This window comes from Mycobacterium leprae TN (assembly GCF_000195855.1).
Lineage (GTDB): Bacteria > Actinomycetota > Actinomycetes > Mycobacteriales > Mycobacteriaceae > Mycobacterium > Mycobacterium leprae.
The window spans coordinates 2469317-2485315 of record NC_002677.1 but is presented as its reverse complement, the minus strand read 5'-3'; the positions used below and the strand labels follow the sequence as shown (position 1 = coordinate 2485315).

The following is a 15999-nucleotide window of genomic DNA, read 5'->3' as shown; positions in this document are numbered from 1 at the left end:
AAACCAAGTGAGTGTGGTGCGGGAATGCAATGGGTGACGTGTCGTGGTGACAGCGAACGCACCGGAGTGCTCGCCGGGTATGTGATCTACGTGATGTCGCCGGACGTGACGCTACTTTATCTGGTAGCCAGTGGCGTTGACTGGCTGCGAGCAGCTGGCGAAGATATGCAACGTTCGCCATTGGGCGGTAGTACAACTCGTCGACGTGCGGTTGATGGCCCCGATCTCGCTCCCACTGTTGATTCCGTGACTCGTTGTGTTTTGTACCATATGTGCAATTGCCAAGCTGAGCTGGGCTTCTGATGGGGTGCTTAGCGATACCTGGTATCGTATTGGATTTTATTTCGCTTGCTCAGCAACTATTTTGGTTCGATACGACGAAGTGTCGGCGGTTACCGGAAGTGCTTGGTAGAAATTCGAATTGGAAATTTCTGCGGTCATCGGATCCATCGGTAAAAACCTCGGCGACCTGACTGTTGAGGAAACCGAACAGGCCATCGTTGGTTACAACCATACTTCAATAATTGGTCCGTACGCGACTTGCAACAGATGGAAAGTCGTCTAGGGATCGGGCAGGGCAAAAGCAGTGTAGTAACACTGGGCCCCTACTTGGTTAGGCCCGATGAGCTCGAGCTGTACAGCCGTGACGGCAAGCTCGACTTATGGGGTGCGCTCTCTGGTTAACGACACCGTGATGAGACCAGGTTTGACCGCCCAGATGGATTGGGACTTTCGGCGAAGTTATCTTTCACGTCTCACGTGGGGTGACACTGCGGCCGGGTGAGGTTATTGGCTTCGGTGCGCTACTCACCTGCACATTCGTCGAACACCTGAGCCTGACGGTGCGGGAGTCGTTCCCGGGATGGCTGCACGACTGTGACTTCGTCATATTCCAGGTGCAAGGGCTGGTCTGGATTCGACAGACTCTCCGCGTGAGCGCCTCCTGCCACATCCGTTAGAGGCTCAGCCCAATACCGGTGCCACGGTCGCTTCCGGTCGGGTCAACCGAGCACCCCGCAGATACTCTACAACAAACATCCGTGGGCTGAACGAAGTCGCCAACTTGAGTGTGGGCGTGGACGCTGTCGGACGGGGGTATAGTTGGAGCAGTGCGGGGCTGATAGCCGCTACGGCGCGTTACTGCTTGTCGATACCTGGATTGACCTGGAGTTACCCTGGGAGATGCTCACCGCGATGAAGTCCATCATCTTGTCTTTGCCCTGCGCTGATGCGTTGATCATCCACGCCAACGGTGACTACATGCACGGCAATCAACTGCTGGACCCGATCGGTGCTAAATCATCGCCGCCAAGGACACTGCTGACGAGATCGCACACGACGGGGCGCTCCAGATGTTAGCCATGATGCAAACTGGCGGTCTCGGCCCGATCGCAATGCCGTACAAGTTGAGACCGTCTCGGGCACTTAGACTTCAACCGCATCAAGGTCTGCAACGCAGATCAGATGTTCGAATACAACTTCATCGTTGAAGTTAGCGACCGGCAGGTCAATCTGCTGAACTTGGGTCCAGCCTATACCGCTACGGACTCCGTGGCGTACGTGCCTGACACTGGCGTATTGTTGACAATGGGATCTCCTGTCCATTGGGTGCACCCAGGTCGTGTGGGTCGGGCCGATCGCCAGCCAGGTCGCCGCGTGCTAAGCAGTGCTAACATTCGACGCGCTGGTGGTGGTACCTGGCCACTGTCCAGTCACCGATTCGGGCGGGACTTGTGCTCCGGGCTATACTTGTTTACGTCGCCGAACAAGCCGAAGCCTCCTAGTGCTCAGGGGTTTGTCGTGGGTTGAGGCCGTTGAGACCCCCGACTTAGGCGAGTACGCGACCAGGCTGGACGCCGAACGAGTGGTTGTCAATGTTTATCAGCGTTACCGTCAACTCGACCTTGATACCCAGCAGTTACAAATACTGGCCCTGCTGGTGATGCAGGCCGAATGGTTGGCTAAACGCTGCTTTTGATCGCGAAAGTTCAACTGCAAAAGCGGTTAAGCGCGGATGGCTTGCACGAAGCTGATTGGCTGATTGTGTTGGCCGGGTCCTGTCGGTCAGTGGCTTGAAGTTAGGACAGGCCTGCAGCTGTGCAGAGGTTAGGTGAGCTTGGACTGTGCCGCCGTCCGTCCATACGTTTGCAGGCATGTGGCCATGTCTGTCGTATTCATTCGGGTAGGTCAAGCCGACGATGTCCATGTCGAGTCCGTGTCGCCGCCAGTCCTCGGTCATGGTCTGGGCTTGCTGCTGTGCGTGTCCCCATGATTGTGCTGGAGTCGACGGCGAGCCGGCCGCTAACGGCGTTGAGGGCCCTTAAGGGGTGGTCCCCACCATACCATTCGATGCCGCAAATATACGCTGCAGAGCAACACCGTTGAGCAGGGCTCTGAATCTGGCCCAAGACTGACGTCGTGGCTCGTAGCGATAAATAATTACGTGTTCGGCTAGCCACCTTCAATCATGCGGACGTGCGTACCAACTCGTACATGCGTGTATGCATTTATCGAGTACCTGAGTCATAATCGACCGATGGGAACGAACCCGCCATCGCTTGTTGAGGCACAAATGCTGTTGCTACGCTTGATTGACCCGGGCACCCGGGCGGATCCGTTTCCGGTTTATCGCGCGTTAATTGACTACGGGCCGATGCAGCTACCGGGTATGCCGTTGACAGTGTTCTCGTCGTTTTCTGACTGCGACGAGGCATTGCGCCATCCGTTGTCGGCCAGCGATCGGCTCAAGGCGACACTAGCGCAGCAGGCCATTGCTGCTGGTGCAGAACCGCGACCGTTCTATGCCTCGTCGTTTATGTTTCTCGATCCACCAGATCATACCCGGTTACGCAAGCTTGTCAGCAAGGCGTTCGCACCGAAAGTCGTTCAGGCGCTGGAAGGTGATATTGCTGCGCTGGTGGATTCCCTGCTGGATAAGGGTGCCGCGGCTGGCCAGTTTGACGTCATTGCTGACCTAGCCTTTCCGCTTGCGGTGGCTGTGATTTGTCGGCTGCTGGGTGTGCCGTACGAAGACGCGCCGGAGTTCGGTCGCGTCTCAGCACTATTGGTGCAGTCAGTCGACCCGTTCATTACCATTACCGGTGAACCGCCGGAGGCCACTGAAGAGCGGCTGCGGGCTGGTGTGTGGTTGCGGGATTACTTGGAGCAGCTAGTTAAATGTCGACGCGGTACACCCGGTGAGGATCTGATATCCAGGCTGATTGAGTTGGACGAGTCGGGTGATCAGCTGACCGAGGAAGAGATCATCGCAACGTGCGGTCTGTTGCTCGTTGCTGGTCATGAGACCACGGTGAATCTGATTGCCAATGCGGTCCTGGCGATGTTACGCAACCCGTCGCAGTGGAAAGCGCTAAGTAGCAACCCGCAGCGCGCGCCGCTGGTGGTTGAGGAGACGCTTCGTTATGATCCAGCAATCCATCTAATCGGTCGGGTAGCTGCTAAGGACATGACGATCGGTCAGACAACTTTAACCGAGGGTGATACAATGGTTTTGTTGCTTGCCGCCGCCAATCGCGATCCAGCGGTTTACTCACGCCCCGATGAATTTGACCCCGACCGTCCCAGCTCACGACATTTGGCATTTGCCGTCGGCTCACATTTTTGCCTAGGAGCGGCATTGGCTCGGTTGGAAGCGACTGTCACATTATCTGCGATCAGTGCGCGTTTCCCACAGGTACAGCTGGCCGGTGAATTGGTCTATAAGCCAAATGTGGCAATGCGCGGAATGTCGGCACTGCCCGTACAGGTCTGATGTGTTCGCTAGTGTTGTGTGTTGGTGATTGTTTTAACGTTTGATTTTGTTGAGGGGGTGTCTGCGGTCTGGGTTCAGGTGAACGGTGTGGTGTGTTCGTTGTAGGTGGGGATCGCGGTTTCGAGGTTGTTGATATCGGTGAACGTGTTGTGGCGGGTGATGGTGGTGAAGAAGATTTTGGTTATGTGTCAGCTATGAGCAGCTTGTCGGTGTGAAGTGCAGTGTGGCTTGCTGGTTATCCTGTAGCCAGGATCGGCTGCTGGGGGTTTGTGGGTTGGCGTAGTTGTCGCAGATTGGGGCATGCCTGTATGTGTGGGTGTGTTTTGGTGGCGAGTTTGAAGGTAGTGGCAGAATCGGTTTGGGTGTGATCCAGCTGCTTGGGTCTGGGGCTTCATTGTCGACGCTAGAGCATAATCGCGGCCGCGGGTTGAGTAGGCCTGGGGCGCGGTGTGGGTGTATTACTTTCGGTCCGTTTCCCAGACTGGTCGCCGATCCTGGTGTGCGCGTCTTTGCGCACCGGGCTTTTCATGGTCACTACCGTTAGGCGGTGGGAATACTGGTCCAAGGGTTGGGTATTGTGGTGATTTGGTAGCGGTACCGGGTGACCGGTATCGAGGTCGGGTTCAATAGGGTGGTCTCTTCTGCGTCAATCGGTTTTCACCGTTTTTCGGAGGTGGTGAACTGCCGGCGAATGTCTTTCCATCTCCGGCGATACAGTGCTCGAAACCACCGATGGTTGATCTGTGCCAGCACGGCCCCCGGATTGCGCTGTGATTTCCTGTTTGCCAGGGCACGGATCTTGGCTTTGACCGACCGTCGTGCCCGGTCGGCGATACAAGTCCTAGACATGCCCACGTGGTCGTTGCCTTCTTGGGTGTCCACCCGGTGTGGAAGCCGCGAAAGTCCATACCAGTTACCGAAGTGCGCGGTCTTTGTCTTTGCAGTCGACAGCTGCAGACCTAGAGGCGTAAGCATCGAGTTTATTTCGTTTTGCAGGCCTCTGGCGTGTCTGGTCGCCATGTGCTGAGTACAACGCAGTCGTCCGCTACGCGGGACGACTGCGTTGTACTCAGCAGGCCTGTGACGCGGCGCCGACTAGGCAGGTAAGCAGTGGACATCGAGCCGCACGGTTTCCATGGCTGCATCCGATACTCATCGAGCCCAGGCAAGGCGATGTTGGTCAGCACCGGCGACAAGATATTGCCCTGAGACGTTCCGGTGTGAGTGTTCTGGTGCTCACCAGACTCGGTGAGCACACCGGCCTTAGAAAACGCCTTCACCAGGACCAAGTACGCGTTTATCCTTGACTGGCAATAGCATCCGCTCCAACAGAGCAGAATGTGAGATAGAGTCACAGCGCACCTCAATGTCTGCATACAGCACCCACCGATAGCTTGTAGTGCTGTATTGGTGAATTTCGGCGATCGTGTCCCTGAGATCGCCGCTTGGGGGCGGAATCCAGGGGAGATCGGCTCGAAAGCGGCCTCGACGACAGGCTCCAACACCAGCTTCAACGCAGCCTGAACGACTCGATCCGCAGATTGTCCAACAACCCGCTACCTCGACGATTTCCTCAACATGGGCTCCGGTCCGGGCGTCCACACCAGCAGTATTCGCCCCATAGTTGCCCGTGACCCAGTCAAACGCCACCAACAATGTTCGCCGGGTCACACACGAGATTGAACAGGTCATCAAACCTGCGGCCACGATCGACCGACGATGACCCCAACCCGATAAATCGTGTTGGCCACACAACACCCAAGCAGGACCTAGGACGATTCCTCCCCTTCCCGACGCCACCCAAGGCCAAGGTGCCCCCGCTTCACCGTTCCTGCTGCGACAGGCCCGGCGGCGAAGATCTCTCACCTTCACTGCCATGCCAATCATCAGCACTTCGTGACGCACGTGGATCCAGGTCGAGCCCGACCACATCACGCCGTTTGGTCTCCCACGTCGGGGTCGGTAACGAACTTGAAGGTCTTCACGCGATGCGACTGGATGCCCCCACTTATGCCAGATCCGCGCGACCAAGGAAAACGAAATCCCCCACAGCCATCAACTGCTCCGGTGACGGGCCGCTCCGACGCTGAACGGCCGATTCGCATAACATCGCCGACCAACGTCTCTACGAGCACCATGACCTCATCGATCACCGAAGCACGTCCCGTCCCCGGCGTACCCGAACCGCGATATCAGTATCTAGCCACTCCATCGGACACCAACCACACAATCCACGCCCGTGTCACCTGCCCCACCAGCACCCACAACACCCTCGTCAACCACCCCAGCCGACCCCGGTCGCCATCGCGCAACTCCAAGACAGCAACCACATACACCGCCCACTTACCTCAACCAACCACACCTAAACGCCTCAAAACCACCCACCACTAGAGCGCCTGAATTGCCTACCGCGTGCGAGAAATGGTTTGAGGTGAAGAAAGTAACGAAAGATCGACGCGACTGACTATGCCCGAACCTGTCGGGCGTGGCTTGCATGTTTGCACACCCACGAATCACCGGCGGACCGCGATTTCCTCTGGCCGGCGAGAAAAGCACGGTCCGTATGTGCTCTACATGGACACTTCGTCCCGTGAATTTGAGCTCGGGCATGCGAACCTGTACTCGTTAACCCTGCAAGGGTGCTACCTGTTAGCGTGCGGTAGCACCGCGCTAGCTAGACATGCAGCGGCTCCTTTTCCACTGGGCCCAGTCGCCACTGGCCGCCGCCAAGCAGTTCCAGCTGTTGTGCGTGGAGCAGCTCGACTGCGCGCCGATGGCTAACGCTGACGATGATGCAGTCTGGCAGTTCGCTTCGCAGCATTTGGTAGAGTGCGAATTCCAGCCCTTCGTCAAGCGCGGACGTACTTTCGTCGAGGAATATTGCCTTTGGTTTGGTGAGCAGGATACGGGCAAAGGCAATGCGTTGTTGCTCGCCTGGGGATAGTATCTTGGCCCAGTCCCGTTCTTCGTCTAGCCGGTCACACAGCGGGTTGAGGGCTACCTTCGTTAGGGTGTCCCGCACAGTGTCTTCAGGGATGTCGGCGGGCGCATTTGGGTAACACACCACGCCGCGTAGGTTGCCCAGTGGTACATAGGGCAACTGCGATAAGAACATCGTTTCGTTCTTGCCGTCGGGGCGGCTTAGGGTCCCGGAAGCGTATGGCCACAATTCGGCCAGGCTGCGCAGCATTGTGGTCTTGCCTACCCCGGAGCGCCCAGTGATGACCAGTGAACTACCGCAATTAAGTTGCAGGTCGAGCGGGTCAATCAGCTGCTCGCCTGCCGACGTTCGCACCTCGACAGCGACCACATGAACTGTACCATCGTTCGTCGACTTAGCTGTTACGTGGGGCAACTCCCGGCTGCGAGCATTTGCAACGACGAGTCCATGCAACCGGATGATTGCGGCCCGGAAAGCCGCAAATGCGGCATAATTGTTGCGAAAGAACGATAACGAGTCGTGAATATTGCCGAATGCGGTCGCGGTTTGGCCGACGTCCCCCAAGTTAATTTTCCCGGCGAACAGCCGCGGTGCCTGAAGAATCCACGGTAGCGGAACAATGGTCTGGCTTACCGAGGCGTTCCAACCTAGGAATCTTATAGTGCGGCTGACGTACCTGCGGTAATTGTCAATAATCGGTGTGAAGCGCTGCTCCAATTGCTTCCGTTCAGCCTCCTCACCCCGATAAAATGCAACCGCCTCGGCAGCGTCGCGCAACCGCACTAACGCATAGCGGAAGGCGGCGTTGAGTTTTTCGTTGGCAAAGTTCAGCCCGATTAATGGGCGGCCGATCCAGAACGTTATGATCGTTGCTAACAGCACGTAGACAATGACGATCCAGAACATGGCGCGCGGTATTTCGAACTCAAACACGGCGAGCCGACCGGAAAGGTTCCACAAGATCGCGGTGAACGAAATCACCGATATCACCGATTCGACAGCCCCAAACAACAGTGTGCTGCCCGTTCCGTTGGAGGGACCGTTGGGGGTGCCGCCGGCGCCGGCGGTGAAGATATCGATGTCTTGCTGGATACGTTGGTCGGGGTTGTCGATCGTATTGTCGATGAATTGTTCCCGGTAATAGGCGCGCTGGTCCAGCCAGTCAGTTGTGAGGTGGTTGGTAAGCCACATTCGCCAGGCGATGATGAACCGCTGGGTCAGATAAATGTCGGCCATCACGCGGGCAATGAATATGACTGCCAAAATGGAGAAGATTCCGAGCGACATCCAAAAGCCGTGCATACCTGACTGTTTAACCAGGTCGTTCTGTGCGCCGGCGCCTTCGAAGGCTGCTTGCAGCGCGTTATACAAGTCTTTGCTTTGGTAGCTGAACAAAACGTTCAACCGCACGCTGATGACGACCGAGAACAGCAGCACAGCTAGCATCAGCCACACCCCGACCGACTGCGGTCCGATGAAATAGCCGCGGGTAATCCGCCAGTATTGGCGACCCCAGCGGGTGATAAAACTGAGCATTACCAAGACAACGACGCAAGCGGCACTGATCGCCCATGCCTTGGCGATCCACCACAACGAGTCTGGCAGCGCGTAGCCCCAGTTGACAGATGGATAGAATGGTCTTAACTCCACGTTTGATGTCTCCTCGCGATTGAGGCGCTGAAAGCACCTCAATACAGAAATCTCTCGGCGAAGGTACCCGAAAGTCGCGGATAGGCTGCTGATATGAGCACCGACCCTGTCCTGACCCACAGCATTCACGCCGGCCGGCTCGTCGTACGTCGACTCAAAGCCAGCGGTGTCGACACCGTCTTTACGTTGTCAGGTGGGCATCTATTTTCCATTTACGACGGTTGCCGTAGCGAGAGTATCAGGCTCATAGACACGCGCCACGAGCAGACAGCGGCCTTCGCCGCCGAGGGTTGGTCGAAAGTGACCAGGCAGCCAGGTGTGGCTGTACTAACCGCGGGGCCGGGCGTCACCAACGGTATGAGCGCGATGGCGGCGGCGCAGCAGAACCAGTCGCCGCTGGTAGTGCTCGGCGGCCGAGCACCCGCACTGCGATGGGGTATGGGCTCGTTACAGGAGATTGATCACGTGCCGTTCGTGGCTCCGCTAGCCCGTTTCGCCGCCACCGCACAGTCGGCGGATGCCGCCGGCCGGCTTGTCGACGAAGCATTGCAGGCCGCGGTGGTTGCCCCGTCCGGAGTGGGTTTCGTTGATTTCCCGATGGACTATGTGTTTTCCATGGCTGACGACGTTGGCGGTGGTCCTGGCGCTTTGGCCAACTTGCCTGTGGCTCCCGCTGCCAACCCCGAAGCCCTGGACCGGGCTGCCGGCCTGTTAGCCGCGGCGCACCGGCCGGTGATCATGGCCGGGACCAACGTCTGGTGGGGGCACGCCGAGGCCGCGCTACTACGTCTAGCCGAGGAATGCCAGATCCCTGTGCTGATGAACGGAATGGCACGCGGCGTAGTGCCCGCCGACCACCCGTTGGCTTTCTCGCGGGCGCGGGGAAAAGCATTGGGTGAGGCAGATGTGGCACTGGTTGTTGGGGTGCCGATGGATTTCCGGCTGGGCTTCGGCAAGGTGTTCGGGTCACAAACACAGCTCGTGGTGGCGGACCGTGCTGAACCCGATCGCGACTATCCGCGACCCGTCGCGGCCGGGCTCTACGGAGATTTGCCAGCTATTCTCTCGGCGTTGGCTGGAGTCGGTGGGACCGACAGTCAGGACTGGATCCGCGCGCTGCGGACGGCCGAGACCGCCACGCGTGACCTTGAGAAAGCTGAACTGGACGACGACCGGCTCCCGCTGCACCCGATGCGGGTGTACGCTGAGCTCGCGTCGCTGCTGGACCGCGACGCGATTGTCGTGATCGACGCCGGTGATTTCGGGTCTTATGCCGGCCGGGTGATCGACAGCTATCTACCGGGTTGCTGGTTGGACAGCGGGCCGTTCGGTTGCCTGGGTTCGGGCCCTGGCTACGCTCTGGCCGCTAAACTCGCCCGGCCCAACCGTCAAGTTGTCCTGCTGCAGGGCGACGGCGCGTTTGGCTTCAGCGGCATGGAATGGGACACTCTGGTTCGGCACAATGTTCCCGTCGTGTCGGTGATCGGCAACAACGGGATCTGGGGCTTAGAGAAACACCCGATGGAAGCGTTGTACGGCTACTCGGTGGTAGCGGAACTCCGCCCGGGTACTCGCTACGACGAGGTGGTTCGTGCCCTCGGCGGTCACGGCGAGCTGGTGTCGGTGCCCGGTGAGCTTCGGCCTGCACTCGAACGTGCTTTCGTCACCGGTCTGCCGTCGGTCGTGAATGTGCTGACCGATCCGAGTGTCGCCTACCCTCGCCGGTCCAACCTGGCTTGATCACGCCGGCCCGGGCCGCGAATGTCCGCAGATTGCCGGGGTTAGCGGCGTGTCGGTGTACAGGCGCGCTTGCTTGAGGTGATCGGTGGCTAGCGTACCGTTAACCTGTGTCTAAGACGCCTCGCACTCAGCCTGGCCGTCTGAGTAGTCGATTTTGGCGGCTACTCGGCGCCAGCACGGACAAGAACCTAAACTACTCTTCCGCTGAGGTCACTGCTGCGGCGGCTTACCACAAGGAAGCTGCCGATCTGGGCGATGAGCAGTTGCGCAAGGCGTGCGGGTTGCTCAATCTCAACGATCTCGCCGATTCTCGCGACGTCCCCCAATTCCTTGCCATCGTCCGGGAAGCGTCTGAGCGGTCCACGGGTTTGAGGCCTTTTGATGTGCAGTTACTCGGGGCGCTACGCATGCTTGCTGGTGACGTGATCGAGATGGCCACCGGTGAGGGCAAAACTCTCGCCGGCGCGATTGCGGCGGCCGGATACGCCCTTGCCGGCCGGCATGTGCACGTCGTGACGATCAACGATTATTTGGCCCGCCGTGATGCGGAATGGATGGGCCCGCTGCTCGAGGCCATAGGCCTGACGGTGGGCTGGATCACCGCGGAGTCAACACGCGAGGACCGTAAGGCTGCTTACGGCTGCGACGTCACCTACGCCTCGGTCAACGAGATCGGTTTTGATGTGCTGCGCGATCAGTTGGTGACCGACGTCGACGACCTGGTATCGCCCCATCCTGATGTGGCCCTTATCGACGAGGCCGACTCCGTGCTGGTCGATGAGGCATTGGTGCCGCTCGTGTTAGCCGGTGCCACGCATCGGGAGACGCCGCGGCTCGAGATCATCAAGCTGGTCGGCGAGCTGTCCGCCGAATCCGATTATGACACCGATTCCGACAGCCGCAACGTCCACCTGACTGATGTCGGGGCGCGCAAGGTCGAAAAGGCGCTCGGTGGCATCGATCTGTACTCCGAGGAACACGTTGGCACCACGTTGACCGAGGTAAACGTCGCATTGCACGCCCATGTGCTGTTGCAGCGTGACGTGCACTACATTGTCCGAGACGACGCGGTACATCTAGTCAACGCCTCCCGCGGCCGCATCGCACAGCTGCAACGCTGGCCGGACGGCCTGCAGGCCGCGGTCGAGGCGAAGGAGGGCATCGAGACCACCGAGACCGGCGAAGTGCTCGATACCATCACAGTGCAGGCACTGATCAATCGTTACGCCACTGTGTGCGGTATGACCGGCACAGCGCTGGCCGCTGGTGAGCAGTTACGCCAGTTCTACAAGCTCGGTGTGTCACCGATACCGCCGAATACTCCCAACATTCGTGACGACGCGTCGGACCGAGTCTACATCACCGCGGCCGCCAAGAATGACGCGATCGTGGCGCACCTCGCTGAGGTGCACGAAACGGGTCAACCGGTGCTGGTCGGGACCCGTAACGTTGCCGAATCCGAGGAGCTGCACGAGCGGTTGCTGCGACACGGCGTGCCCGCGGTCGTGCTCAACGCTAAAAACGATGCCGAAGAAGCGCGGTTCATCGCGGAAGCCGGCAAATTCGGTGCGGTCACCGTGTCCACCCAGATGGCTGGGCGCGGCACCGATATCCGTCTTGGTGGATCTGACGAATCCGACCACGACAGGGTCGTCGAGCTAGGTGGGCTGCACGTGGTCGGCACCGGGCGGCACCATACCGAGCGATTGGATAACCAGTTGCGTGGCCGGGCTGGGCGCCAGGGCGATCCTGGATCGTCGGTGTTCTTCTCCAGCTGGGAAGATGATGTCATTGCGGCCAACCTCGACCGCAACAAGTTGCCGATGCAGACCGACGAGGATGGCCGCATCATCAGCCTCAAAACCACCGGTTTGCTTGACCATGCCCAGCGTGTTGCGGAGGGTCGGCTGCTGGACGTGCATGCGAATACCTGGCGCTACAACCAGTTGATAGCCCAGCAGCGCGCCATCATCGTGGATCGGCGAAACGCGTTGCTGAGTAGTGCAACCGCGCGCGAGGAGCTCGCAGAGCTGGCGCCCAAGCGTTACGAGGAGCTGGCTCAGGCACTGCCCAAAGAGGAGGCCGAAGAACGGCTCGAGACGATCTGCCGATTGATCATGTTGTATCACCTCGACCGTGGCTGGGCCGATCATCTGGCGTATCTGGCTGACATTCGTGAAAGTATCCATTTGCGCGCGCTCGGCCGGCAAAGTCCTCTGGACGAGTTTCACCGGTTGGCGGTGAACGCGTTTGCTTTGCTGGCCGCCGACGCGATCGAGGCGGCCCAGCAGACGTTCGAAACCGCGAATATCCTTGATGGGGCGCCAGGACTGGATTTGTCCAAACTAGCGCGGCCGACGTCGACGTGGACCTACATGGTCAATGATGCCCCGCTGTCCGATGACACGCTTTCTCCCTTGAGCCTACCCGGGGTTTTCCGCTGAGGTCCGATTGCTTTCGGCCCGTTATCCGGACCGTCATATCGCCAGGCTAAGGTCACTGCTCATGGAGTCGGTGTGTCCGCCCAATCGGGTGCTGACAGTGCCCAATTTGCTCAGCGCTGTCCGCCTGGCGCTGATCCCGGCGTTTGTCTACGTTCTGCTGGTCATGCACGCCGATGGCTGGGCGGTGGTGATTCTGGTGTTCAGCGGTGTCTCGGACTGGGCCGACGGCAAGATTGCCCGGCTGCTGGATCAGTATTCGCGGTTGGGTGTGCTGCTTGACCCCGCTGTCGATCGGCTGTACATGGTGACGATCCCCGTCGTGTTGGCGTTGAGCGGGATCGTGCCGTGGTGGTTTGTCGTCGCTCTACTGGCACGTGACGTGCTACTGACCGCAACGCTGCCGTTGCTGTGGAGTCGCGGACTGCTGTCATTACCGGTGACCTATATCGGTAAGGCGGCGACGTTCAGCTTGATGGTCGGCTTTCCATTCGTTCTTCTAGGAACTTGGGACACGTTGTGGAGCCGTGTTCTGGGGGCCTGCGGTTGGGCGTTTCTGATCTGGGGTACCTATGCGTACCTGTGGGCATTCGTGCTGTATGTGGTGCAGATGACGATGGTGGTGCGGTGGATGCCTAAGATCAAGCACCAAGCCCATCGTCAGTTTGCGGGAAAGGCCAGATGAATATGGCCGAACGTGAGCGACAGCTCAGCGGCTATGACCCGAAAGCGGGCTAGAATCTTCACGCGGAAGCCCGCCCAAGAAGGTCCCGGTGTGCCCTCGCTGCCGTGTGCTTCGTTGTCCCGTACGTTTCGATCCCGGTTACGTCCGCGGCAGCTGCTGAGCGTGGCTGCTCAACCATGCCGCGCGCCTGCGCTTTCAGTTGGATCTAGCAAGGGTTGGTAGCTGGCTCTGGTCACCACGGTATTTGCTGTCGTGGCTGCACAAGCTTGTTTGGTCACACCTGGTGTGCGCGCCGCCCAGCAGTTACTGGTGGCAAGTGTGTTCTACCCAGGCCTGTTGCGGCCAAGCTAGATCAACAGCGCAGTGTGCTTTCGGCTCAAGTCGACGATGTGCAGCAGCTCGGGCTCGCACACAACGCCGAGGGTCGACGACTGCCGACCGCCTCGATGTGCTTAGCATAGCGGCCGCCAGCACACTAAATCATCGGGCCTGGTTTGACGGTGAGTGTAACCAACCCCAGTTTAGGCTCTAATATCTTTCCGATGTGTCCAAGCAACGCATATTCCAAGCAACGCATATAAAGGGCAGTCGGTAAATCATTCTAGACCGCGACCTGCAACTTATCGTTAACCCGTTGTGAGCGAGCGGTGCTGAGACAATCTCAGTTGATGGCGCACGGATTGGGCCTAATGTGACTATTCGGCAGGCCGGTGGAGCGATCCTGGTTGACAACAATCCCTACACATCCTCGCCGGTGGGGTCACCGCAATCCATGCTGGACGTGTTCGACGACAGCCCCTGTTGTCCAGCGCCTCAGGCTGCTGGAAGCCTCCTACGGCGTCGGTGTCAGCGTAGAAAACATCGCCTACGGTCTCACGTTGCCCGCTGGAGCGATCCGAGGTATCAAATTGGCCAAACAATTGGGTCCTAGTGAGACAAAGTCTGAGACAAAGTCCGCGTGATAATGATTCCCCTTGGGGCAACTCGTAGGGAATCCGACCATTATGCTACGGTCTCGTAGTGCTTGCGATTGGCATCGTCCTGGGCCTAGCTTTTCACTCTAGCGAACCTGAGCTCATCTAACCAGTATTTGCCGATCGCTGTGGTCGCTGCGCTCGACGCGGTGTTCGGCGGACTGTGTGCCTATCTTGAGCGGATCTTTGACCCGAAGGTGTTCGTTATTTCGTTCGTATTCAACGTCTCGATGGCTGCCCTGATCGTCTATGTCGGCTACCAGCTGGGCGTTGGTACGCAACTATCCACGGCGATCATTGTGGTGCTGGGTATTCGTATCTTTGGCAGTGCCGCCACGCTGCGGCGCAGGCTGTTCGGGGCGTGACATGCACTGGTGACGATGCAGAGCGAAAGAGTGATATGTGGGAAGAGAAGCGGTGCCATGACCGATATGAGGTCAGCGTGTACCAGGATCCCCTGGTACACGCTGGTCCCCCAGAATGGGAAGGTTGTGACGAGCCAAATCGGCATGACTCAACCCAACACCGACCCCAAAGCTCGTGAAGCGGCGCGCCATGGGCGCAACGAACTACCGCCGACTATCCGCGACAACTTAGCGGGTCGCTATGCCGCACGGGACTGTCCGGGTCACTGCGGAGCGGTCGCTCGCGTCTGGCGTTTGGAACGCTAGTGATCCTGTTGTGCTTGCTCTTGGGGATCGCCATTGTCACCCAGGTCTGCCAGACCAAGTCCGATGATTCCTTAAAAACTGCGCGTTCTGCCGACCTGTTGGTGCTGCTAGGTCCGTTACGGCAACGCGAGGTCACGTTAACACCTAAGTGACCGAACTACAGAACATGTTGAACGTGTCGCAAGCATCAGGCAACACCGATCAGGCCGCCATCCCATCCAAAGCGCCCAGACTCGATTGGCTGTGCTGTTCATACTGGTCGGTGCCGTCGGCGTCACTGGGCCGGGTGTCACGTTGACGATCGACGATACCGGCCCCGGGGTCGTGCCCCAAGCAATGCTTGACGTGATCAACAAGTTGTGTGCCGCCGGCGCCGAGGCGATCGAGATCAATGATGCATACCAGTCGGTACGGGTCGGTATCGATACCTGGGTGGTCAGGACAGCGTCAAATGCGTTGGCCGCGTGGTGTCGGTGCAACAAGTCGATCGAGTGGACGTAACCGCCTTGCGGCCACCAAAATCGCACCAATACGCTCAGCCCGTCAAGTAGATCACCGACCAGAATAGGATTACCGTGAGTGATATCCCGTCCGATCTGCATTACACTGCTGAGCATGAGTGGATTCGGCGCAGTCGCGAAGACACCGTCCGGGTCGGGCTCACCGACTTCGCGCAGTCGACACTGGGTGATGTGGTTTTCGTCCAGCTGCCAGAAGTTGGCGCTGAGTTAGCGGCGGGCAAATCCTTCGGCGAAGTGGAATCGACGAAATCGGTGTCGGACTTGTATGCACCGGTGTCGGGTACAGTGTCGGCGGTAAACACCGATCTGGAAGGCAGTCCCCAACTAGTGAACTCTGACCCATACGGCGCTGGCTGGCTACTGGATGTTCACGTCTCCGACGTCGGGGCTTTGGAGTCAGCTATCGCAACGCTGCTTGACGCCGAGACTTATCGCGGCACGCTAACCAAATGATGATTGCTAGGGTGCTTGGCAATCCCACGTGACGATGATGCGGACGCCGGGCTGCTCGAGGAGGAGCTGGGCAATGAGGGTCCGATCCTGTGGTGGTTGGCGCATTGCAGACCGCCGCGCGGTACGGTCGACACATGAGCCCTAGATGGCT

At 58.8% G+C, this 15999-nt stretch carries 9 protein-coding genes and 5 pseudogenes; 10 read left to right on the top strand and 4 right to left on the bottom strand.

Features of this window, described 5'->3' with window-relative positions; all coding sequences use genetic code 11:
- Positions 1-24 precede the first annotated feature (24 nt).
- Both ML_RS18115 and ML_RS10660 read left to right on the top strand, forming a co-directional pair.
- Positions 25-1978: pseudogene (locus ML_RS18115) on the top strand (fumarylacetoacetate hydrolase family protein).
- A gap of 558 nt (positions 1979-2536) precedes the next feature.
- Positions 2537-3772 (top strand): cytochrome P450, encoded by a 1236-nt coding sequence (locus ML_RS10660; protein WP_172591920.1) that lies wholly within the window; start codon positions 2537-2539, stop codon positions 3770-3772.
- 980 nt (positions 3773-4752) lie between these two features.
- Here the strand turns inward: ML_RS10660 and ML_RS16525 are convergent.
- The 4 genes and pseudogenes from ML_RS16525 to ML_RS10640 form a co-directional block, all read right to left on the bottom strand.
- A complete protein-coding gene (locus ML_RS16525) occupies positions 4753-5052 on the bottom strand; it encodes an RNA-dependent RNA polymerase family protein (protein ID WP_049769633.1) in 300 nt (99 codons plus the stop codon).
- Between the two features lie 7 nt (positions 5053-5059).
- Positions 5060-5310 (bottom strand): annotated as a pseudogene (locus tag ML_RS16520) (RNA-dependent RNA polymerase family protein); the annotation flags it as partial.
- A gap of 654 nt (positions 5311-5964) precedes the next feature.
- Positions 5965-6108, bottom strand: a complete 144-nt coding sequence (locus ML_RS10645) for a hypothetical protein (RefSeq protein ID WP_156511828.1) — start codon at positions 6106-6108, stop codon at positions 5965-5967.
- 338 nt (positions 6109-6446) lie between these two features.
- The gene (locus tag ML_RS10640) at positions 6447-8363 is read right to left on the bottom strand and encodes an ABC transporter ATP-binding protein/permease (RefSeq protein WP_010908710.1); all 1917 of its coding nucleotides are present in this window, start codon (positions 8361-8363) and stop codon (positions 6447-6449) included.
- A gap of 93 nt (positions 8364-8456) precedes the next feature.
- Here ML_RS10640 and ML_RS10635 point away from each other — a divergent pair, with 93 nt between their 5' ends.
- The 8 genes and pseudogenes from ML_RS10635 to ML_RS17520 all read left to right on the top strand — a co-directional run bounded on the left by ML_RS10635 (position 8457) and on the right by ML_RS17520 (position 15986).
- Positions 8457-10103, top strand: a complete 1647-nt coding sequence (locus tag ML_RS10635) for an acetolactate synthase (protein ID WP_010908709.1) — start codon at positions 8457-8459, stop codon at positions 10101-10103.
- Between the two features lie 107 nt (positions 10104-10210).
- The gene (secA2, locus tag ML_RS10630; protein WP_010908708.1) at positions 10211-12547 is read left to right on the top strand and encodes an accessory Sec system translocase SecA2; all 2337 of its coding nucleotides are present in this window, start codon (positions 10211-10213) and stop codon (positions 12545-12547) included.
- A 61-nt stretch (positions 12548-12608) separates the two neighbouring features.
- Positions 12609-13229 (top strand): CDP-alcohol phosphatidyltransferase family protein, encoded by a 621-nt coding sequence (locus ML_RS10625; protein WP_010908707.1) that lies wholly within the window; start codon positions 12609-12611, stop codon positions 13227-13229.
- A 2-nt stretch (positions 13230-13231) separates the two neighbouring features.
- Positions 13232-14191: pseudogene (locus ML_RS10620) on the top strand (DUF881 domain-containing protein).
- A 31-nt stretch (positions 14192-14222) separates the two neighbouring features.
- A pseudogene (locus tag ML_RS10615) lies at positions 14223-14568 on the top strand (small basic family protein).
- 144 nt (positions 14569-14712) lie between these two features.
- A pseudogene (locus ML_RS10610) lies at positions 14713-15425 on the top strand (DUF881 domain-containing protein).
- A 24-nt stretch (positions 15426-15449) separates the two neighbouring features.
- Positions 15450-15848 carry a glycine cleavage system protein GcvH gene (gcvH, locus tag ML_RS10605; RefSeq protein WP_010908706.1) on the top strand — a complete coding sequence of 133 codons (399 nt, stop codon included), beginning with the start codon at positions 15450-15452 and terminating at the stop codon, positions 15846-15848.
- Positions 15849-15863: 15 nt separating this feature from the next.
- Positions 15864-15986, top strand: coding sequence for a hypothetical protein (locus ML_RS17520; protein ID WP_269147019.1), 123 nt, complete (start codon positions 15864-15866; stop codon positions 15984-15986).
- Positions 15987-15999 lie beyond the last annotated feature (13 nt).